The 18,742-nt window shown below is 60.8% G+C and carries 30 protein-coding genes and 1 riboswitch; of the genes, 14 read left to right on the top strand and 16 right to left on the bottom strand.

The features are described 5' to 3' along the window. From SynA1524_RS07095 to SynA1524_RS07070, 6 genes are all read right to left on the bottom strand, one after another. Positions 1–828, bottom strand: coding sequence for an ABC transporter permease (locus SynA1524_RS07095; RefSeq protein ID WP_186496313.1), 828 nt, complete (start codon positions 826–828; stop codon positions 1–3). Then, positions 828–1,829, bottom strand: coding sequence for an ABC transporter substrate-binding protein (locus SynA1524_RS07090; protein ID WP_186496311.1), 1,002 nt, complete (start codon positions 1,827–1,829; stop codon positions 828–830). The genes SynA1524_RS07095 and SynA1524_RS07090 overlap by 1 nt, the downstream gene beginning before the upstream one ends. Before the next feature lie 36 nt (positions 1,830–1,865). Continuing rightward, entirely contained in the window at positions 1,866–2,600 is a 735-nt protein-coding gene (hypB, locus tag SynA1524_RS07085; RefSeq protein WP_186496309.1) for a hydrogenase nickel incorporation protein HypB, read from the bottom strand. Positions 2,601–2,624: 24 nt separating this feature from the next. After that, the gene (locus SynA1524_RS07080; RefSeq protein ID WP_186496308.1) at positions 2,625–3,023 is read right to left on the bottom strand and encodes a hydrogenase maturation nickel metallochaperone HypA; all 399 of its coding nucleotides are present in this window, start codon (positions 3,021–3,023) and stop codon (positions 2,625–2,627) included. Positions 3,024–3,026: 3 nt separating this feature from the next. After that, entirely contained in the window at positions 3,027–4,217 is a 1,191-nt protein-coding gene (gene speB, locus SynA1524_RS07075; protein ID WP_186496306.1) for an agmatinase, read from the bottom strand. Between the two features lie 25 nt (positions 4,218–4,242). Beyond that, a riboswitch (guanidine-I (ykkC/yxkD leader) is annotated at positions 4,243–4,341 on the bottom strand. Between the two features lie 97 nt (positions 4,342–4,438). Then, positions 4,439–4,624 (bottom strand): hypothetical protein, encoded by a 186-nt coding sequence (locus SynA1524_RS07070; RefSeq protein WP_186496305.1) that lies wholly within the window; start codon positions 4,622–4,624, stop codon positions 4,439–4,441. Between the two features lie 163 nt (positions 4,625–4,787). On the opposite strand from SynA1524_RS07070, the gene SynA1524_RS07065 reads away from it, so the two are divergent. Continuing rightward, positions 4,788–5,003: a hypothetical protein gene (locus SynA1524_RS07065; RefSeq protein ID WP_148228865.1), complete on the top strand. Its 216-nt coding sequence runs from the start codon at positions 4,788–4,790 to the stop codon at positions 5,001–5,003. Positions 5,004–5,058: 55 nt separating this feature from the next. Here SynA1524_RS07065 and SynA1524_RS07060 read toward each other — a convergent pair whose 3' ends face one another. Beyond that, a complete protein-coding gene (locus SynA1524_RS07060; protein WP_186496299.1) occupies positions 5,059–5,163 on the bottom strand; it encodes a DUF4278 domain-containing protein in 105 nt (34 codons plus the stop codon). Between the two features lie 593 nt (positions 5,164–5,756). Between SynA1524_RS07060 and SynA1524_RS07055 the strand changes: the two genes are divergently transcribed. Together SynA1524_RS07055 and SynA1524_RS07050 are read left to right on the top strand one after the other, a co-directional pair. Further along, positions 5,757–5,948, top strand: coding sequence for a hypothetical protein (locus SynA1524_RS07055; protein WP_186496297.1), 192 nt, complete (start codon positions 5,757–5,759; stop codon positions 5,946–5,948). Between the two features lie 24 nt (positions 5,949–5,972). Beyond that, positions 5,973–6,125, top strand: coding sequence for a hypothetical protein (locus tag SynA1524_RS07050; protein WP_186496295.1), 153 nt, complete (start codon positions 5,973–5,975; stop codon positions 6,123–6,125). A gap of 10 nt (positions 6,126–6,135) precedes the next feature. On the opposite strand, the gene SynA1524_RS07045 is transcribed toward SynA1524_RS07050, so the two are convergent. Beyond that, on the bottom strand, positions 6,136–7,380 hold the full coding sequence (locus tag SynA1524_RS07045) for a cytochrome P450 (protein ID WP_186496293.1): 1,245 nt from the start codon (positions 7,378–7,380) through the stop codon (positions 6,136–6,138). A gap of 63 nt (positions 7,381–7,443) precedes the next feature. Here SynA1524_RS07045 and SynA1524_RS07040 point away from each other — a divergent pair, with 63 nt between their 5' ends. Both SynA1524_RS07040 and SynA1524_RS07035 read left to right on the top strand, forming a co-directional pair. After that, complete coding sequence (locus SynA1524_RS07040) at positions 7,444–7,668, top strand: hypothetical protein (RefSeq protein WP_186496291.1); 225 nt, start codon at positions 7,444–7,446, stop codon at positions 7,666–7,668. Between the two features lie 68 nt (positions 7,669–7,736). Beyond that, on the top strand, positions 7,737–8,198 hold the full coding sequence (locus SynA1524_RS07035; protein WP_286188516.1) for a cupin domain-containing protein: 462 nt from the start codon (positions 7,737–7,739) through the stop codon (positions 8,196–8,198). A gap of 9 nt (positions 8,199–8,207) precedes the next feature. On the opposite strand, the gene SynA1524_RS07030 is transcribed toward SynA1524_RS07035, so the two are convergent. The 5 genes from SynA1524_RS07030 to SynA1524_RS07010 all read right to left on the bottom strand — a co-directional run bounded on the left by SynA1524_RS07030 (position 8,208) and on the right by SynA1524_RS07010 (position 11,529). Further along, a complete protein-coding gene (locus tag SynA1524_RS07030) occupies positions 8,208–8,360 on the bottom strand; it encodes a hypothetical protein (RefSeq protein WP_186496287.1) in 153 nt (50 codons plus the stop codon). 124 nt (positions 8,361–8,484) lie between these two features. Further along, the gene (locus SynA1524_RS07025; protein ID WP_186496285.1) at positions 8,485–8,784 is read right to left on the bottom strand and encodes a DUF3104 domain-containing protein; all 300 of its coding nucleotides are present in this window, start codon (positions 8,782–8,784) and stop codon (positions 8,485–8,487) included. A gap of 51 nt (positions 8,785–8,835) precedes the next feature. Next, positions 8,836–9,339: a DUF924 family protein gene (locus SynA1524_RS07020; protein WP_186499563.1), complete on the bottom strand. Its 504-nt coding sequence runs from the start codon at positions 9,337–9,339 to the stop codon at positions 8,836–8,838. Between the two features lie 17 nt (positions 9,340–9,356). Further along, entirely contained in the window at positions 9,357–9,809 is a 453-nt protein-coding gene (locus tag SynA1524_RS07015; protein ID WP_186496283.1) for a lipocalin-like domain-containing protein, read from the bottom strand. 40 nt (positions 9,810–9,849) lie between these two features. Next, on the bottom strand, positions 9,850–11,529 hold the full coding sequence (locus SynA1524_RS07010; protein ID WP_186496281.1) for a protein adenylyltransferase SelO family protein: 1,680 nt from the start codon (positions 11,527–11,529) through the stop codon (positions 9,850–9,852). A gap of 422 nt (positions 11,530–11,951) precedes the next feature. On the opposite strand from SynA1524_RS07010, the gene SynA1524_RS07005 reads away from it, so the two are divergent. The 4 genes from SynA1524_RS07005 to SynA1524_RS06990 all read left to right on the top strand — a co-directional run bounded on the left by SynA1524_RS07005 (position 11,952) and on the right by SynA1524_RS06990 (position 13,691). Beyond that, positions 11,952–12,149, top strand: coding sequence for a hypothetical protein (locus SynA1524_RS07005; protein ID WP_186481763.1), 198 nt, complete (start codon positions 11,952–11,954; stop codon positions 12,147–12,149). Beyond that, positions 12,149–12,538 (top strand): DoxX family protein, encoded by a 390-nt coding sequence (locus SynA1524_RS07000; RefSeq protein ID WP_502707892.1) that lies wholly within the window; start codon positions 12,149–12,151, stop codon positions 12,536–12,538. The genes SynA1524_RS07005 and SynA1524_RS07000 overlap by 1 nt, the downstream gene beginning before the upstream one ends. A 39-nt stretch (positions 12,539–12,577) precedes the next feature. Beyond that, on the top strand, positions 12,578–12,958 hold the full coding sequence (locus SynA1524_RS06995; RefSeq protein ID WP_186496277.1) for a DUF1330 domain-containing protein: 381 nt from the start codon (positions 12,578–12,580) through the stop codon (positions 12,956–12,958). Positions 12,959–13,490: 532 nt separating this feature from the next. Further along, positions 13,491–13,691, top strand: a complete 201-nt coding sequence (locus SynA1524_RS06990; protein WP_186499665.1) for a hypothetical protein — start codon at positions 13,491–13,493, stop codon at positions 13,689–13,691. A 29-nt stretch (positions 13,692–13,720) separates the two neighbouring features. Here the strand turns inward: SynA1524_RS06990 and SynA1524_RS06985 are convergent, their stop codons facing one another. Then, a complete protein-coding gene (locus SynA1524_RS06985) occupies positions 13,721–13,882 on the bottom strand; it encodes a hypothetical protein (RefSeq protein ID WP_222930474.1) in 162 nt (53 codons plus the stop codon). A gap of 189 nt (positions 13,883–14,071) precedes the next feature. On the opposite strand from SynA1524_RS06985, the gene SynA1524_RS12895 reads away from it, so the two are divergent. The 4 genes from SynA1524_RS12895 to SynA1524_RS06970 are packed head-to-tail and all read left to right on the top strand — an operon-like array spanning position 14,072 to position 15,003. Then, positions 14,072–14,248 carry a DUF8642 family protein gene (locus SynA1524_RS12895; protein WP_173358493.1) on the top strand — a complete coding sequence of 59 codons (177 nt, stop codon included), beginning with the start codon at positions 14,072–14,074 and terminating at the stop codon, positions 14,246–14,248. Positions 14,249–14,288: 40 nt separating this feature from the next. Further along, complete coding sequence (locus SynA1524_RS06980; protein WP_186499562.1) at positions 14,289–14,504, top strand: Nif11-like leader peptide family natural product precursor; 216 nt, start codon at positions 14,289–14,291, stop codon at positions 14,502–14,504. Positions 14,505–14,557: 53 nt separating this feature from the next. Next, a complete protein-coding gene (locus SynA1524_RS06975) occupies positions 14,558–14,842 on the top strand; it encodes a DUF427 domain-containing protein (protein ID WP_186496275.1) in 285 nt (94 codons plus the stop codon). Continuing rightward, the gene (locus tag SynA1524_RS06970; protein ID WP_186496273.1) at positions 14,839–15,003 is read left to right on the top strand and encodes a hypothetical protein; all 165 of its coding nucleotides are present in this window, start codon (positions 14,839–14,841) and stop codon (positions 15,001–15,003) included. The genes SynA1524_RS06975 and SynA1524_RS06970 overlap by 4 nt, the downstream gene beginning before the upstream one ends. Positions 15,004–15,007: 4 nt before the next feature. Here SynA1524_RS06970 and SynA1524_RS06965 read toward each other — a convergent pair whose 3' ends face one another. Beyond that, positions 15,008–15,205 (bottom strand): DUF7441 family protein, encoded by a 198-nt coding sequence (locus SynA1524_RS06965; RefSeq protein ID WP_011128259.1) that lies wholly within the window; start codon positions 15,203–15,205, stop codon positions 15,008–15,010. Between the two features lie 39 nt (positions 15,206–15,244). Beyond that, the gene (locus SynA1524_RS06960) at positions 15,245–16,999 is read right to left on the bottom strand and encodes a gamma-glutamyltransferase family protein (RefSeq protein WP_186496271.1); all 1,755 of its coding nucleotides are present in this window, start codon (positions 16,997–16,999) and stop codon (positions 15,245–15,247) included. 72 nt (positions 17,000–17,071) lie between these two features. Between SynA1524_RS06960 and SynA1524_RS06955 the strand changes: the two genes are divergently transcribed. Further along, entirely contained in the window at positions 17,072–18,700 is a 1,629-nt protein-coding gene (locus tag SynA1524_RS06955; protein WP_186496269.1) for an FAD-dependent oxidoreductase, read from the top strand. Positions 18,701–18,742: the final 42 nt, after the last annotated feature.

Here is an 18,742-nt window from a genome sequence, read left to right as displayed (position 1 = left end):
TCAGACCGCCCAGCGGCAGCTGAGGCGCAGCAGCAGACGGAAGCCCATGTCGATGGCGAAGCCGATCAACCCCAGCACGATAAGTTCGGCGAAGATCTGATCGGTGCGGAAGAAGCGCTGGGCCAGCTGAATCCGTTTGCCCAGACCCACTTCGGCCGCCACCAGTTCGGCCACCACCACCAGGTTCCAGGAGGTGGCGATGTTGATGCGCAGGGTGTCGAGGATGCTGGGCAGGCTGTAACGGGCCACCACCTGCACCAGCACCTGGCGGCTGCGGCCGCCGAGGGTGAGGGTGGTTTCGATCAGTTCCTTGGGAACAAACTTCACCGCATCCATCACCATCAGGATGTTGAAGTAGATCGTGCCGAGAAAGATCAGGGCGATCTTGGGTTCCTCGCCGATGCCGAGGTAGATGATCAGCAGGGGGATGAACGCTGCTGCCGGCATGTAGCGGAGCATGGCGATCAGGGGTTCGCACATGGCGCACACCGCTGGGTACACCCCCATGCAGATGCCGATCGGAACCGCCAGAACGGTGGCGAGCAGAAAGCCAGCGAACACCCGACCGGTGCTGGCGACGATGTCCTGGAACAGGATGCCGCTTTCGGCCATCGAAGCCAGGGAGCGGAACACCGCCCCCGGTGATGGCAGGAACTTCTCATCTACCAGGCCCAGGGAGGCGATGGCCGCCCAGGCCAAAAGTGGGATCAGCAGGGAGGCGACCTGCAGGCCGCCACGCACGGCCCCCGATGGGGTGGCCCCCAGGGTGAGCAGAGAGAGGAGCCCTGAGCCCCTCCCCTTGGATGCAGCGGCGGCCGTGGCAGTCATCAGGATTCGGCGACCTTCTTGATGAAGCTGGAATCAAACAGGTTGCTCATGTCCGGCTTCTCGGGAATGAAGCCAACGGAGATCATGAATTTCGCCATCGATTCCGAGGCGAAGGGCATGTACTGCATGCCTTCGCCTTCGCTGAAGGCTTCCAGGTTCTCGTCGATCGAAAAGAAACGGGTGCCGTCCTTGTACTGCTCGTACTCCTCTGTGGGAATGCCGGCCCGCTTGGCCATGATTGCCTCTGATTTCTCGGGGTTCTTCTCCATGAAGTCGCGCACGTCCCACCAGGTCTTGACGATCTTCTGAACGTCGTCGGGCCGTTCCTTGATCAGATCACCGCTCACGGTGAGCAGATCGGGAATGGCACCGGGGTACTCCTTGGAGCTGGCGATCACCCGGGCACCCTCGCGCTGCATGGCGGTGCCGGTGTATGGCGGGAAGGCGCCGACGGCATCCACCTGCCCGGCGGCAAAGGCTGTGGCGGCCTGGTCGGTGGGCAGGCCTTTGATCACCACATCCTCACGGCTGAGGCCAACGTCCTTGAGAGCAAGGCTGAGCAAGTAATCGTCTACGACGCCCTCTTCAACGGCCACCGTCTTGCCCTTGAGCTCTGCGATGGAGGTGATCGAGGCGTCAGCAATGATCTGGTCGTTGCCGGCGGAGTTGTCGTTCACCAGCACAACAACTTCACCACCGTTCTCGCCTGGCAGGAAGGAGATGGTGTCGTTCAGGGTCTGGGAATTGCCGTCGATCTTGCCGGCGGCGAAGGTTTCCATCGACTGCACGTAGCCGTCGAACCACTTCATCTCTACATTCACGCCATTCTTTTCGAACAGCTTCTCTTCAACGGCGATGGCCCAGGGCCACCAACCGGCCCAGTTGCTGTAGCCGAGAACGATCGGGGTGCCGCCCACAGTTGGGGTTGAGGGCTTGGAACAGGCGACGGCCAGAACGATCGCCAGGCCGGCGATCAGGAGATTGCGGAGTTGCTTGGTCATGGCATCGGCGTGATGGGTGGATGACGGGATCGGGGCTCAGGCGGTGGCCAGAGCGGGGGACTGGTCTGCAGCCCTGGCTGCAGCAGAGGAGACGGCGGTGCGATCGGCAAGGGCCTGCCGCACCCACTGGTGCCAGACATCTAGGCCTTCGCCGCTGAGGGCGGAGACCTCGATCACCGTGGCGTTGGGGTTGATGCTGAGGATGTTGCGGCGGATCGCCGCCAGCTCCACCTGCAGGTGGGGCAGCAGATCCACCTTGGTGATCAGCACCACATCCGCCTGGCGGAACATCAGCGGGTACTTGAGCGGTTTGTCGTCGCCCTCGGTGACGCTGAGCAGAGCCACCTTGTGGTGTTCCCCCACATCGAATTCAGCGGGGCAAACAAGGTTGCCGACGTTCTCCACCAGAAGCAGATCGAGCTGGGTTGGATCCAGGCGTTGCTTCAGCAAAGTGAGTCCGCCGCTCACCATGGCGGCATCGAGATGACAGGCCCGACCGGTGGTGATCGGCACCACTGGAATGCCGACGGCTTCCAGACGCTCGGCATCGAGCTGGGTGGTCATGTCGCCCTCCAGCACCGCCATCTTGTGATTGGCGGCCAACGCCGGCAGGGAGCGTTCGAGCAGGGCGGTCTTGCCGGCACCGGGGCTGCTCATTAGGTTGAGGCAGAGCACGTTCCAGGCCTGGAAATGCTCGTGGTTGTGCTCCGCCTGGTGCTGGTTGGCGGCGAGGAGGTTGAGACCGAGGGTGTCCTCAAGGGGCATGTGCATGGCTAAATGGAGGTATTTGGGTTGTCAGCGCATGCGCTGGATGGAGCCGGACTCAAGGGCAGCGCCGGCAGCACTGCGGTAATCGATGTTGCGGATCCGCAGTTCCCGGCCGCTGACGATCTCCTCAAGTGGGTGATCGCAGCAGGGGGAGCGGTAGGCGCTCTCCGGCACAGGGTCATAGGTGCTGTTGCAGGCCAGACAGCGACCGACGAAGGAAATGTCGGTGATGGTGAGCCGGGAACCATCGAGCCAGGTGCCCTGCACCGCGGCGTTGTAGGTCGTCACCAGCTGATCGGGCTCAACGCAGGTGAAGCGGCCCACATCGAGGTGCACAGTATCCACCATTGCTGAGGGATCGTCCCGATCCCGCCGCCATTCATTGAGGGAGATCAGCAGGCACTTGGTCATGTCGACTTCATGCATGGCCTACCTCCACTTCTGATCGACGTTCATGTTGCAGACATCGCTGATCCAGGCCGGCTTGCCCTTGCGGGGGAGCTGGCCGCTGACCACGAGATGGGCCATGGCGTCGCAGATCACGCGGGTGGCCATCAGCGAGGTCATGTCGCTGATGTCATATGGCGGCGAAACCTCCACGATTTCGAGACCGCACACCGGAACATTGCGCACGATCAGTTCCAGCAGCTTGAGCGCCTCGCGCGGCAGCAGGCCGCCGGGTTCGGGCCAGCCGGTGCCCGGCACGAAGCCGGCATCGATGCAGTCGATGTCAAAGGAGATGTAAACGCAGTCGGTGCCGTCGGTGGCGCGTTCGATGGCGTATTTGGATGCCGCCTCCAGACCCATCTCGGTGATGTCCGTGACGGTGAGCACGTTGGTGCCACGTTCGCGGCAGACCTTCACGCCTTCGCGCGGCACCTGCCAGCCGCCGATGCCGAGCTGCACCAGGTTCTCGGCCGGAGCGTTGGCCATGTTGGTGGCGTGGAACCACGGACAGGTGTGCATCCGCTCGTCCAGGTCGATCTCCTGGGTGTCGACGTGACGGTCGAAGTGGATGATGCCCACTTTCTTGTCACCCAGATAGCGGCAGACGCCGCGGACGGTTGGGAAGCCGATGGAGTGGTCGCCGCCGAGAATGATCGGGAAGGCGCCGCTGGCGAACACGTGGGCGATGCCCTTGGAGATCTGATCGAAGCTTTTCTCGTTGTTGGCCGGAATGGTGAAGATGTCGCCGACATCGCAGAGGGTGATCTGTTCGCGCAGATCAACCCCCATTTCGTAGTTGTAGGGGGTGTAAAGGGCTGAGATGCGACGGATGCCCTGGGGCCCGAAGCGGGTGCCGGGGCGGTAGGTGGTTCCGCAATCGTGGGGGACTCCGACGATGGCCACGTCGTAATTGCCCACCTGGTTCACATCCTCCAGGTAGGGAGCCTTCATGAAGGTGTTGATGCCGGCGAAATGCGGGAGCTCACCTCGCGAAAAGGTGGAGATGTTGCGGTCAACGATGCTTTCCGCAGCTTCGAGACCCAGGCGCTTGGCCTGATCAACTTCCTGTTGCCAGCCGGTGAGGGGCAACTTGCGTTCCTTCTCGAGCGCCTGCATGCCTTCGCTGGGATGCGAACGCTGAAAGGCCCCGTTGGGGTCCGTTGGGGATGACATCGAAGGGAGAGTTGGGGTTGTTGCGGTCTCCCGGGCTTTTGTCCCTCCGTGCAGCCGGCAGAACCGACCGAAACCTCTTGGACCAGACATCCCTGATGGGATCGGAACCCTAGGTTTCTCCGCCCTGCCACTGTCTGCGGCACCGGTGGCACGCGCGGTGTGATCAGCTACGGAATGACGTCGTACCAGCCAGACCTTCAGGACCAAGGCCTGATCGGCTCTCAGCTCATCGGTGATTCCTGAGTCGGCACCGATGGGGCTGCCACGTTTCGGTCACTGCCAGTGGTCAATTCAGACTCCATCTGGTCCAGACAGGTGGAGCACAGCACCCTGCCTTTCAGACGCAGATAGGTGGCCATCGATCGCTCGATGCGCATGCTGCAGCCGGCACAGACGAACAGTGGCATTCCCAGTGGATCGACACCCTGTCCTAACGCGCTCCTCCTGAGCATGTTGGTTGTGCTGAACAACACGGAAAACTGATCAACGTGCTGTGATCCCGAAGAGTTCAGGTAACTTCAGCCACCCGGTGGATCCATGGGCCATCACGAAAGCATCTGTGCCGGGCGCATGATCCTGACGCGCTACTTGAGCAGCAGTGGCTGGGTGGAGGAATGTTCCCACCAGACCCTGTTTGATGCCTACGTCGATGCACGTCGTCGTTGTGTTGTGCGGGGTTGTCCTTATGCCTTGTTTGATGCTGATACGGGCAGCACTGTGTCGGTGCTCACGGTGAAGCAATGTCTGCACCAATACGGCGTTGATGGTGAATTAACCGTTGGCTGAAAGCACAAAAAAAGCCCCGCCGAAGCGGGGCGATTAAGCTGCTTCAAAGTGCTGCTCACTGAGCCACTTTGTGGCCGCGGTACACGAGAGCCGGACGCTTGCAGTTGGTGGCAGCAGCGTTGTTCTGGACGTACGTCTGGCCGCGATAGGTCAGGGTCATGATGGGTTCCTCGAAGCAAGCTCAGGTCCCCGTTCCATGGCCTGAGTCGAACTGCGCCTCACCGGTGGTGAGGTGAACGTGTTGTAGCTGTTGCTACATCAATGTTCTACAGGCTCTGTCCAGGGTTCTGTCGTTCATGCCGCTACACAACAGAGAAATTTGCGGAAACCGCCTCAACCGAGCCCCGAGTATTCCTGCCGGAGTTCGTCCCAGCTGGTTTCGATGGATTGTTTTCGTGGACGAATTGGATCCGGTCGAAGAGGTCGTGGAAGTAGAGCTGGTTTTGTTTTGTCTGCGTTTGATTTGACTGTCGATGTTGATTTCAACAGCTTCACGACAGGGTTGAGGGGCATTGATCAAGTGGAATGATTTCAACAATGTCCTCCTCCGTGCACCCCCAGCACTGCTGCGATGGCGACCAAATGAAGGATCAGACGACCTCTTCAGAAGGATGAGAACGCAAAGATTCTCTGAAGATCATGATCAGATGAACACTTTTGGCTGATACCTGTGTGCATCGATGCTTACGGATGGTGACGTTGGCTGCGCCATTCAGCACCGTCCTTACGGTGTGAGTGCTCATTCTCAGTTCAATGAACTCTCATCAGAACAAGGACGACTGGTTCAGGGCGCAAAAGCAGAAGGTTCACAAACCCATTGATGTCGACACCCTGATGTGGGTGCGCCACCGCTTGATGCGTTTTGAGGTGGAGATGCGCTGGGCCGATCGCATCTGTGTGTTTGAGGAGTTTTTCCCCAACGACGCCATCACACCCCAGCTTTAGGCTCTCGCTTCCGTAGAGGTTCCGATGCCTGTTCCCTTGGCCTTCATGCTCGGTGAGCTGGAGATCAGCAACGTCACCACCGTTGTTCTGGTGGTGGTCGCACTGGTGTTCGTGGGGAGTTTTGCAGTGGTGTCGTTGCAGACCGGTGAATTGATCAAGCCTCCCAAGAAGGATTGACGTCTGCTGATCAACGGGCTGTGGCCGTCACCAGCAGTCCATCCCGAGGCGTTGGGCTGGGAATCAACTGCAGGTTGAGATCCTGATCGGGCTCGAGATGCAGCTCAACGCGCTGCAACAGTCCCACCGCCATCAAACGGATTTCCAGTTCCGCCAGGGCCTTACCCAGGCAGACCCGTTCACCGCCGCCGAAGGGAAGCAGGGTCTGTTGGAACGATCCATCCAGATGACGCTGGGGCCGGAAGGTTTCCAAGTCGGTCTGGTCTGTGGTGCTCGATGAGCTCAGCACCACCTGAATCACCTTTCCCTGGGGAATCGCCACATCGGCCAGCTCGATCGACTGGGTGTTCTGCCGGAAAAAACCGCCCACCGGTGGCGTCATGCGCATCACCTCAAGCACTGTGGCATCCAGCCTCGACGGGCGTTCGTGGCTGTTCAGATCCTGCATGAGCCACTGTTCCACCTCTGGGTTGAGCAGCAGGGCTCGAAACAGGCAGCTCAATGACGATGCCGTGGTCTCGTAGCCAGCGAACAGCAGCAGCAGCAGCTGCTCAACCAGGTCATCGTCATCTAGTGGGAGTCCCGCTTCATCCAGTCCGCCGCTGAGCAGATCAAGACCGCCCTGTTGCCTGTTGTTGTTGGTTTGCAGCACAGTCTTCAGCCGAGCCAGCAACCGTTGCCGTGCGGCAAGGGCCCGCGCGAAAGGCGTTCCTGGCAAGGCAAGGGGGATGGAAAACAGGGCGCGGGTCCAGATATCGAAATCGGCGAACAGGGCATCGCGGTTCTCGGCCTCCAGCCCCAGCACCGTGGTGGCGATCACCGAAAAGGCAAAGCGCCGCATCCGTGCAGCCAGGGGGATCGGGCCATCTGCCTGTTGCAGCTCGTTGGCAAGGTCCTTGACCAGGGCTTCGATGGCTGGGGTGTAGCGGCTCAGGGCTGCACTTGAGAACAGCTGACCCACCACCCGGCGACGCGCTTTGTGGTCTGCACCGCTGCGGTTGGCCAACGACTTGCTGCCCAGTAGTTGCCGCACGCTGTCCGGCCACCAGCCTTGAAGGCAGTCTTCCTGCTTCAGCAGATCACCGATGGCGCGTTCTCCGCGGATGAACACGATGCTTTGGGCCAGCAGTTTGGTCTCGAACACATCTCCCAGCTCACTGAAGCGGCGTTGGCTGAAGGACGGATCCCGAAAAAGGGCCAGGGTTTCGCCGAGGCCTGTCACTGCACCGGTACTGGGCAAGGGTGCGGCCGTCATGGATCCAGATGTGTGGCTCTGAGCAAGCTATTGCCAACATCGCAGGAGTAACGTCACCGATTGATGGTTCTGCAGCTGCATTCCGCCGAATTTCTCCATGACGATGGTGTGACGTACTGCATCCGGCGTGAAGGCCTGGAACAGGACTTCACGATTTACGAGAAACGTGATGGGGCCTGGATCGACAGCGGTCTCGATCAGCCGGTGAAGGACGTGAACTTCAGCGAGGTCAAGCGGCTTGGGCTGTTGATTAAACGGATCATGGATGCAGATCGCTGGGTGGCCTGAAAAATCGCGGCAAACTGCTGGCATCACCTTCCCTGACCCGCCACATGCTGAAAACAACTCTTCCTTCGATGGCAGCCTCTGCCCTTTTGATGGTTGGTGTTGTCGGTTGCGCCGGGGAGCCAACAAGCTCCGGCGGTCAGGCATCGTCGGATGCTGCATCGACGGACGCCAAGATCGAGGCGATCTTCAGCGGCAGCCAGACCCTCAATGGCACCGATCTGACGTATCCCGAGGGCAAGCCGGAGTTGCGTCTGTTCCGCGTTGAGCTCCCTGCGGGGGGCAAGATCCCACTGCACACCCACCCTGCACCGATGTTGGTTTATGTGCAGGCCACCGATTCCGGTGAGCTGCTCAACACTCGTGTGCAGCCGGATGGCCGTGAGGTGAGCAGTGTGTTCAAGCCTGGCGAGAGCTTCATTGAGGGTGCCTCAGAGCCGCACTATGTGGAAAACAAAGGAGACACCCCAACGGTCGTATGGGTGATGGTGGCTTCTGTGGAGGGGTTGCCGACCACGGAGTGGATCAAGTGATTCCCACCCTCAGGCGCTGATGCGGCTCATGGCCAGCTGCATACGCGCTTGGATGGGTAGCGATGGCATCTGGATTGTCTTCAGAAGTTGACGTTCTGCTTTTACAGATAACAGGGCATTGATGTTATTGCCCTGGCCGTCTTTGTAGATAAATATGTCCAACCTACAGGGATCGATATTGGCACAAATCTTGTTGCCACCTCGCAGTAAATATCTTGCCATCTCAATGTCAAATCAACTCCATCAAAGCATGTGAATAAAAGGGTCTGATCTGTTTGTTCAGGCCTCACGACAAGCGCTTGCGCCGCTTCGATGTGAAGTCCACAATATTGATGGTTTCCAGGCCGCTCAGGACCAGCCGGGTCGCTTCATCAGCGCTGATCCAGCGCACATGGCCTGTATCGCAGTCAGCGACCTGGAACAGCGTCGGCACGCGCGGATCTCGTGCTCCTCCATCCACATGGATGATCCAGCCCATCCACCAGTCGGCGTCTGCAGCGGTGTCGGCTGAGAGCGGTTCAACGAGCACCAGGTCTCCAGCCTTGAAGCCGAGGAACGGCGGTGCGTCTTTGCTCGCCAGAGCCATGCCATGCTTTTGGTACGGATGTACTGGTTCTAGCAGGGGTGATCTGGCCCGTCAGGGGTGATTCTGCTCAGTTCGTCGAGCCTCGTCGCGCCAGGGATAGCGCCCGAAGCGTTGCAATTGTTCCAGGTTGCGTTGTGCCAGGTCTGCCGTGGCCTGGTCCACATGGATCTGCAGCAGCGGGATCGCCTGCTGCACCACAGCGGGGGTTTCGCTGTGCAGCATCGGCATCAGCCAGAACTGGCGCCTGGCCCGTTGCGGTTCCATCGCAATCCAGCCCAGCGCGAGAGCCCGCTGGCTCAGCCGCAGCGCCTGTGCATCGCCGGCAAAGGCTCGGGGCTCGCCCCGCCAGATCTGACGGCTGAATTGATCCAGCAGCAGCACTAGGGCCAGACACGATGACGGCTGCGCCTCCCAGCACTGCAGGCCGCCAGCGAGGGCCTGCTCCACCAGCGCACCAAACCGCTGGCGGACCTCCTGATCGAACGTTTCGCTGCGGCGAAACCACTGCCAAGGACGGCACTGTTCAAACCAGAACTCGAGGATGGCCTCGTGCATGGAACAGCGCGGATCGATCAACAGCGTTGAAAGTGCACGATGCTGCGGGTCATCCCCTTCTCCGGCCAGTTGGGCATTACCCGCCATGGGGTGCTGACGATCAGCAGGTCGTTCTCCACCCGGTAAAAACGGGTCTGTTCCGTGCCGACCCAGGAGGGATTCCAGGCCACATCCACCTGGGTGATCCAGCGATCCCCCTCGAGCCGATAACTGCCGGTGTAAGCAATCATGCTGTTGAGCAGATCGGATCGCTCCTCAGCTGTGGAGCCGGCTTGGCGCCCCTGGGCTGAAAGGGTGAAGGACAACCGCCCTTCGGCCGTGAATATTACAAAACCGGTGGGATGGTCTCCCATCGGTGCGAAGGTTTCACCGGTCTCCTGCACCTCCACGACGTACGACACCAGGCTCCACACGCCTTGAACCGGGTTGCTCTGATGCGTCTGCTGGGGCCGGATGGAGCTGGCGGTCATCAGCCGTTGCCGTGACGGGGGCGCACACACGCTGTCATGTTCATGAGGAACAGCTGTAGTGAGAGATGCCGCCGGCGCTGAAGAACTGCTGCGGCCTGAGCTGGTCGTAGCGGGCCGCCAGCTCTGCGGATGGGGCGCTGTAGGGGGTGCTGAACAGGGTCTGCAGTTCCAGCACCAGGCTGTTGTCACCCTGCTCAGCCTGTTGGTAAGCCGGGGCGATCAGCCATTCCCGCCAGGTGATGGCCGGGTTCACGCGCTGCATGGCAGCTGATGTCTCCTCCAGATTGCCGTTAGCCGTGATTCGCTCACGCCAGCGTTGCAGCCAGGTCTGCCAGCGTTGATCCAGGTCTTCCGAACTGGGCAAGTAGAAGCTCGGATGCAGCTCGGCGACATGGTCGGGAATGGCCGAGAGCAGGCGGAACGCCTTGGTGTAATCGGCTTTGGCGGCAACCAACAGCTGCAACAGTTCAGTCACAAGGGTTTCGTCGTAAGCAGGGAGCGCCAGCTTGCTGGCCCACATCGCCTCCAGTTGCTGCTGCATCGCCACGGCAAATCCTTCGTTCAGTTGATCGAGCTCTCGCTGGGCCGCGTCATCTCCTTCCAGCAGGGTGCGCAGGGATCTCCAGAACATCCGGTAGTTGGCCTCCGCGGCTGCCGGCTGGTTGAAAAAGGAGAAGTGGGCCCCACCACCGGTCCAGGGTTGGAAGCGTGGATCAAACAATTCACAGAAGCCGAATGGGCCGTAGTCGAGGGTGTATCCACCGGCAGCGCAGTTGTCGCTGTTGAAGTTGCCTTGGCAGTAGCCGACTCGCATCCAGTTGGCGACCAAGGCGGTGAGTCGACCGCGGAACAGTCGCGCCAGCTCAAGCACCTGCTGATGGAAGGGCAGCGTTGCATCAATCTCAGCGCGGTAATTGCGGTCGATCAGGTGCTGCACAATCAGCCGCAGCTCGTCGTGGGCGTTGGGGTGAGCGTTGTCGCGTGCGCGGCGAGCAAACAGTTCGATCTGACCCACCCTTAAAAACGACGGCGCCACCCGGGTGCTGATGGCGGCCTGGTTGTCGACCATCACGTCCGGATCAAAGGAGCGTGAGTGGTCGGAGTACCAGGGGCGTCTCACCGTTTCGGCTTCAGATCGATACAGCGTGAGCGAACGGGAGGTGGGAACGCCAAGGGCATGCATGAACTCCTGGGCCAGGAATTCGCGCACGCTGGAGCGGAGCACGGCCCGGCCATCGGCGCCACGGCAGTAGGGGGTCGGTCCGCCCCCCTTCAGCTGCATTTCCCAGCGCTGGCCCTCAAAAACGCCTTCAACGATCGACATCGCACGGCCGTCGCCGTAGCCATTGCCCGTGCCGAAGGGACACTGCTGGATGTATTCGGTGCCGTAGATCGACAAGGCATAGCCGGTGGCCCACCCCCAGGGGTGCATCGGTTCGGCTGCGACCGAAGCATCGCCAGAAAACAGTCGGGTGAAGTCGCTGTTGCGGGCGAGGTCATCACTGAGCCCAAGTTCGGCGAACAGACTGAAACTGTGGGCGACATATTTCGGTTCTGGAATGGGTGTTGGCCTCACGGGCACCCAGTGGCCTGAGATCACCGGCCTGGGGCGGTGGTCAATGCCGTCCGACGTCGCCTCAGGATCAGGCTTCAGGGCTTGCAGCAGCGAGTAGTCGACCCGCTGCCTGAACTCTTCAAACGTTGTCGCGGTAGTGGGCATGCGGTCAGACCAGCGATCCGCTGATGCTATTGAAAGCATCACTGCGGCCTGATCGGTCAGCGCACAGCCGAAAAGCCGTTTCGGCGCAGGTATGCCGTGCCGCGGTATTGGGCCGAGTGCTGCCCATCAGGACCTGCTAAGGCTGACTCAAGACGCCGTACCAGCGCCTCACGTTTGGCGGCCTCACGATCCTGAGGGCCAAAAGCTGATCCAATCCAAACCATGGTTGTCATCGCATCCAAGGGAAGCAAGCCCAGACCCCCGTTCCATGGCCTGTGTCGTGGTGACGACATTTCTGTCTTAGTCCCCCGGTATCGCGTTGTCCAGCTCTGACAGGGCGCCATGACGAATGCTTTGGTTTGAGTCGTCACATTTACGTTGGATTTGCGTGGCTAGGTTGAAGAAATTCCCGTCTGAAGACGATGCATCGCTTCATCCTGAGAGACGGCAAAATTTTCTCGTCAGCCACGTCACCGCCGGCGGATGATGTTCTGGCGATCAAAGACGACGACAACAAGGTGATTGCATATTGCTTCATGACCGATGAGTCGGAGGATGCATTCATCCGGGCCGTCAGGGGAGATTGGGATGAGCGTTTTATCTGGAAAAACTGGACATGATGACCCCTCAGATCCTGCTCGATTGGCTCGGGCGCGTTTTAATGGCTGCGTTGTTTGTCAAAGCCGTTCCCGGAAAACTGACGGATTTCAGCGGAACGGTTGATGTGATCGCTTCAAAAGGGATCGCCGAACCCTTGGCTGGATTCCTACTGGCCAGTGCCATCACCTGTTTGATCTTGGGATCGGTTGTTTTTGTTTTTGGAACGAACACCCGGCTCGGGGCGTCGCTGCTGCTGGTGTTTCTCGTACCCACCACGCTGATTTTTCACACGTTTCCGGTGGATAGCGGCTTCTTCATGAACCTGGCCCTGATTGGTGCGTTGTTGTTGGCGCTCACTCGGTCCAGTGCAGGAGCAGTGCCCAGCTTTCGCTGGCTACGGCAACGGTGACGGGCCAGCGATGATGACGGAACATTGCTGATTGATCCGATGCGTTTCAACCTCACGGCGGCTGTCGGCATCGCAGCCGGATCGGTTGGGCTGATTGCCGGGGTGCTGATCCCGAATCCTCAGCAGAATTACGGCATGGCAGTTGTGACTGGAACGTCCAAGGCCGACCCAGCCATGAAGGGCTACATCGAAAAGGTGGATGCCTTGATGGAGGAGTGGGGCTGTGAGTATCTCGTTCGCCAGCGCAACACCTTGCTGATGGAAGGTGATGGAGGTCCCTTGACGGTGGTGACAGCCTGCAAGGGTAAAACCCTCCAGGACGGCATCGATTTCTACAAAAGCCCCGCCTATCAAGAGTTGGTGAAGCTGCGAGCTCCATTCACGGATTGGGACTTTCGTCTTGTGCAAGGACGGTTCTAAACCTCTCCTTGCTGGATGTGGATGACTCAGAGCAGGGCAATGATTGGAATGAATAAGCCGATAAACCCAGCGGTCACAAGGGCAGCGGTGAGGGTGTACATGATTCAGTCTTTGCGTGGGGTCAAGCGGGCGGCAAGGCCTCCGCTGATGCCAACGATGATGGCCAGGGCAAACAGTTCCATCGGTTGAAGCGTTGAATAAACATTTCAAATATCTGTTTGATCGATGATAAAAACGTATCGGATGATTCGTTGCAGGCCGTTTAAGTGAATCTGCTTAATCGGGAGGGTTTGAATCATCCGCAACCATGTTGAGTGATTAAGGGGGTCGTTGTTACCGACATCCTTGCTGCAGTCAACTTACGTTCTGATTGTTAAAAGCTTTTATGGTCGATGGAAATTCTTCATGCAGGATGTTTGATCTTCCCTGTGGCGGCTTTGTGGGTTCAGTCCAATGAAGATGAGGATGATGAGGACAATTTCGACTTCCTCTGACTTCTTTGGCGTCCAGAGACCGGTCGGTGTTTTCGCCGATGACGTTCGGTTTCTGCCGACCTACACCAACAGCAGAGACCGATCGATCCTTGGGCAAAGTCAGAAAAGTCACGTCCGATGCTCAGCGCGAAGAAACGCTGATCACCAGCCTCATTGGCTTGATAGCCATTTTTGTGGCTGTCGCAGTCTGGTGGAGCGTTGCTCCCCAGTGGCTCACCAGCACCTGGCAGACCCTCTGAGGCCAGACGTCCGGAGGCTCGCCGGGGCCTCATGCCATCGGTGACTCCTGGCGTTTCAAGGCAGTCTGGGCCTGGCGCCAGCCTTTCACCATGACGCAGCTGGTCTGATGGCAGACCAGGTTGCGGCCGTAGCCAACTGCGTCGATTGTTTGACCTTGTGAGTTGACAAAGATGCGGCTTTTGATTTCCATGACCTCGTCCATGCGCTGATTTCACTCTTGTGGTTTGTTGCCCAGATGACAACCGGCGGCAAGGCTTGTTCACGATCCGGATAAGTATTTCTTCCTGAGAGTATTTCCCTAAGTATTTTATTCTCCGCAATGTTTTTATTGACGAGCCATCAAAGCTGCTCGTAAAGGTGTCGCACTCGCAAGAATCAGATGTACTCACTCAAGCAGGAACATCAACACCAATCCATCGGCGAACGGTGGCAAGCCCTAGATGAGTATTTCGTTTGCATCAGTGCCTGCGACATCCATGACCAGACCTGTGTCACCACTTGTCTGACGACTCACTTGCAGATCGATGACGGTTCGGACCTGTCGATCGCTTCCTGAGCCGTCGTTTACGGTTCACGCCCCTGCGCTGAGGCGGGCGATGGCTCTCGATCAACTGAAAGGCTTCTTGCTCCGTCTGCAGGACGACGAAGCCCTGAAGCAGTCAGTGCTGGCGGCATCCACAGCCGATGATGTCGCCAAGATCGCCTGCGGGCTGGGCTACTCCTTCGGTGGCGATGAATTGCTGCGGTTCTCCGGCAACAAAGTGGGGCGGGTGACGGTGTCCAAGCAGGAGACGCCTGGGGAATACAACTGATTCCGAGACAGATTTTCTAGCCTGCGGCCGAACATGAATGACGGTGCCAGATCATGCAGGCGATCTTCAACGGCACGGTGCTGGCTGACAGCGACGACATCGTGATGGTGGATGGCAACCCCTATTTCCCCCGCTCTGCCATGGCAGAGGGGTTGTTCCGAGCGTCCGATCACGCCACGGTCTGTGGATGGAAAGGCACGGCTCGCTACTGGGATGTGGTGATTGGCGATCAGGTGATCCGCAACGCCGTTTGGACTTACGACACCCCCAAGCCAGACGCGGAATCGATCCGTGAACGCTTCGCCTTCTACCGGGGCAAAGGGGTAGAGCTGCAGTGACGATTCCCTTCGGTGAACCTGAGCCCTCAGATGCGCTGCTGAACAAATCGGTGTCGTCCGATCGGTTGCGCCTCTGGCTCAACACTCGGCTGCGTCTTTTGGCGAAGGAGCAGCGCATTCAGGATGCGCGAGCTCTTCGTGGAGAGTTTTCGCTCGACTGAAGCGTCAGCCGAAGCCGCCACGCGGGCGGGACGGTTTGGTGGCGGGCAGCACCTCAATCACCCGAGGCTTGATACGACTTGAGTACCAGAGATCGGTGGCTTCGGCGTAGCTGCCGGTGTCCTTGAACGAGCCATCGCGGAACTGCACCCGGTACCGGTGACGGTCATAGGGGCGTGGGTCGGTGTCCTCGAAGCTCTTCATCAGCAGCGCACGTGTGGAACACCATCCTGCTGGGATTCGTCAGTCGGCTGACAGGGCCGCTCCCTCCCGACGTGGGTCGGCTGCTCCGTGCCAGCGGCCGTTGATCTTCTGCAGCAGGGCGGTGCCGCTGCCCAGGCGTTGGCGGCGGACCGGTTGATAACCGGGAGTGAGTTGGTCGAGGGCAACGGGCCAGGGGAGGGGCGGATCCTGTTCCAGCACCAACTCATTGCGGCGTCGCGACAGATGCGGCAGCCCGACGGCCCGTGCCGGTGGCTCACGCCAGATCAGAGAGGCCAGCAGCACGCGGCTGAGCACGTGGGGGATGCTGCGTCCGCCGGGACTGCCGACCGACAGCAGCGGTTGCCCCCGCTCGAACACGATCATCGGAGCCATCGACGACATCGGCCGACGACCGGGCCGGCGCCGGTTGGCCACCGGCTGACCGTTGATGCTGGGGCGGAAGGCAAAGTCGGTGAGTTGGTTGTTCAGCACCATTCCCGCCACGAGATGGCGGCTGCCGAAGACCGTTTCTACCGAGCTGGTGTAAGCAGCGAGGTTTCCCTCGCCATCGACGATCGCCAGATGGGTGGTGCCCTGTTCGCGGCTTTGCTCCGGCAGCGCATAGGGGTAGGCCGCCAGGCCAGGGGGCAGCCCCGGAGTCGGGCGAGCTGCGGGGGAGGCCTGCAGGCCAATGGCGCGGGATTGGATGTAGGCGGGATCGAGCAGTGGACCTGTCGGAATGGCCCCATCCACGGGGTCGTGCACCCAGTAGAGGCGATCGGCATCGGCCCAGGCCTGGGCTCGCGCCAGCAGCTGCCAGGTCTGCGGATCTGCAGGGCCGCTCAATGCGTTGCTCTGGTTCAGAAGCGCCAGGGTCTGCAACACCGCCAGCCCGCCGCTGCTTGGTGGCGGCACCGTGCAGAGCCGGTAGCTGCGCAGCCGGTGGCAGAGGGGTGAGCGCTGAACAACGGCGTACCCAGCCAGATCGGCAGGGCTCCAGCCGCGGAAGTCGGGCTGTTCGGCCTGCAGGGCAGCCATCCCGGCAAGGATCTGCTGGGCCAGTTCGCCTTTGTAGAAGGACGGGCCGCCGTCCTTGGCCAGCAGTTCGAGAGTGCGGGCCAGGGCCGGATTGCGGAAGGGCCTGTTGTCCGGTGGCGGTTGGCCGCCGGGCAGATACAGCGCCTGAAACGCCGGGCTGTGGTCCACGCCGATACGCTGGGCGATGCCGATAGAACGGCGCAGGCGGGGGCTGGGGCGGAACCCATCACGGGCCAGGCGGATGGCCGGCTCAAAGGTGGTGGCCCAGGACAGGCGACCGTGCTGTTGATGGGCGTTCCAGAGCAGGGCCACGGTGCCGGGCACACCGATGGCCTCCGGGCGGCTGGTGGCCTCGCGCCAGGGCAGCGGTTCGCCGGAGGGCTGCTGCAGATCATCTGGACGGCTGCTCAGGGGGGCGACCTCACGGCCATCGAGCACCTGCAGCTGTTGCTGCCGGGCATCCCAGTGCATCAGAAAACCACCACCGGCCAGGCCGGAACTCTGCGGTTCCACCACGGCCAGCACCGCCTGGGCGCTCACCAGGGCATCCACTGCCGAACCACCGGCCTTGAGGACAGCCACAGCGGCCCGGCTGGCGCGGGGATTGGCGGTGACGACCACCGCATCCCCTGCGGCGGTGGAGATGGCGGCTTGGCCGGGATCGGCGGATTCCGGGTCGTCGCGGCTCACCGGCGCGGCGGCTGCGCCGGTGCTGCTGATGCAGAGGCCGAGGATCAGCAGCAGGGCACGCAACATCGAGGCAGCGGCTTCGGAGCCAGGATGAACCCTGCCTAGCTTGTCGGCCTGAAGCGACGGCAGGGATCAGGCATGGCGGTGCAGCGGGGATCGGCGGCCAACCCTTCGCATGTGGTGGTGGTTGGTGCCGGCTGGGGTGGATGGGGTGCGGCCAAAGCGCTCTGCGAAGCCGGGGTGCGCGTCACCCTGGTGGATGGCCTGGCGGATCCCACCGGCAGCACGCCGCTGACCACCGCCAGCGGTAAGCCGTTTGAAGCCGGCACCCGGGGGTTCTGGCGGGATTACCCCAACATCAATGCGCTCTGCGAAGAACTCGGGCTGAGCGATGTGTTCACCCCGTTCACCAGCAGTGCCTTCTGGTCGCCCCAGGGGTTGGAGGCCACGGCACCGGTATTTGGTGATGGCCCGCAGTTGCCCAGTCCGCTGGGGCAGGCCTTCGCCACGATCCACAACTTCAAGCGCCTGCCGGTAGCCGATCGACTCAGCATCGCCGGACTGCTGGTGGCGATGCTCGATCTGAACCGCAGCCCTGCGGTGTACGAGCGCTACGACGCCCTTGATGCGCTCACGCTGTTCCGGCAACTGCGGATCAGCGAGCGGATGATCAACGAATTCCTGCGGCCGATCCTGCTGGTGGGACTGTTCAAGCCGCCGGAGGAGCTGTCGGCGGCGGTGACGATGGAGCTGCTCTATTACTACGCCCTGGCGCACCAGGATTCCTTTGATGTGCGCTGGATCAAGAGCAAGAGCATCGGTGAGCAACTGCTTGCGCCCCTGAGCCGCCGTCTTTGCGATGCGCATCAGCTGCAGGTGCTGGGCGGCACGTTTGCTTCACGCTTGAACGTCTCCCCCACCGGTGCCATTGACTCGCTGGAGACGCGATCGCTGGCGACCGGCGAGACGGGTGTGATCGACGACGTGGATTCCGTGGTGGTGGCGGTGGGGGCCCGAGGCATGGGGTCTCTGATGGCCAGATCAGCGGAGTGCGCTGCCTTGGCACCGGAGCTGGCGCGGGCCGGTGGACTCGGCGCGATCGATGTGGTGTCGGTGCGGCTGTGGCTGGATCGCTCCATTGCCGTTGACGATCCCGCCAATGTCTTCTCCCGTTTCGCGGCCTTGAAGGGGGCCGGCGCCACATTCTTCATGCTGGATCAACTGCAGGCTGGCAACGAGCAGGCCCTGTGGGGGGATCAGGCGGTGCAGGGGTCAGTGATCGCGAGCGACTTCTACAACGCCAGTGCCATTGCTGAGCAGAGCGATCAGGAGATCGTTGATGCCTTGATGCAGCAGTTGCTGCCGCAGGTGCAACCGGCCTTCCGCCATGCGCAGGTGGTGGATCAGGAGGTGCGGCGGTATCCGGCATCGGTATCGTTGTTTTCTCCCGGCAGCTTTCAGCAACGCCCGCCGCTGGAGACATCGCTTGCGTCGGTGGTGTGCGCCGGCGACTGGGTGCGTATGGGGGAGCGGGAGCATGGCGCCAAGGGCCTTTGTCAGGAGCGGGCCTATGTGTGCGGCCTGGAGGCGGCCAATTCGCTGCTGCGGCGAGGGGTTGTGCGCGGAACGGGCTCCGGCGAACACCGTGTGATTCCAATCCGCCCGGATGAACCGCAGGTGGTGCTCGGCCGGGCCCTCAACAAATTGGTGATGGATCCCCTGGAGGCGGCGGGTCTTCGCTGGCCCTGGTTCGCGGGTTCACGTTGAGCCGGTAGTTGTTTGTTGTTGGTTTCAGGCGTTTGTGCTGAG

Origin of the sequence: Synechococcus sp. A15-24 (assembly GCF_014280195.1) — a bacterium.
GTDB lineage: Bacteria > Cyanobacteriota > Cyanobacteriia > PCC-6307 > Cyanobiaceae > Parasynechococcus.
The sequence above is the reverse complement of the archived record's forward strand: the minus strand, read 5'-3'. Positions and strand labels throughout refer to the sequence as shown.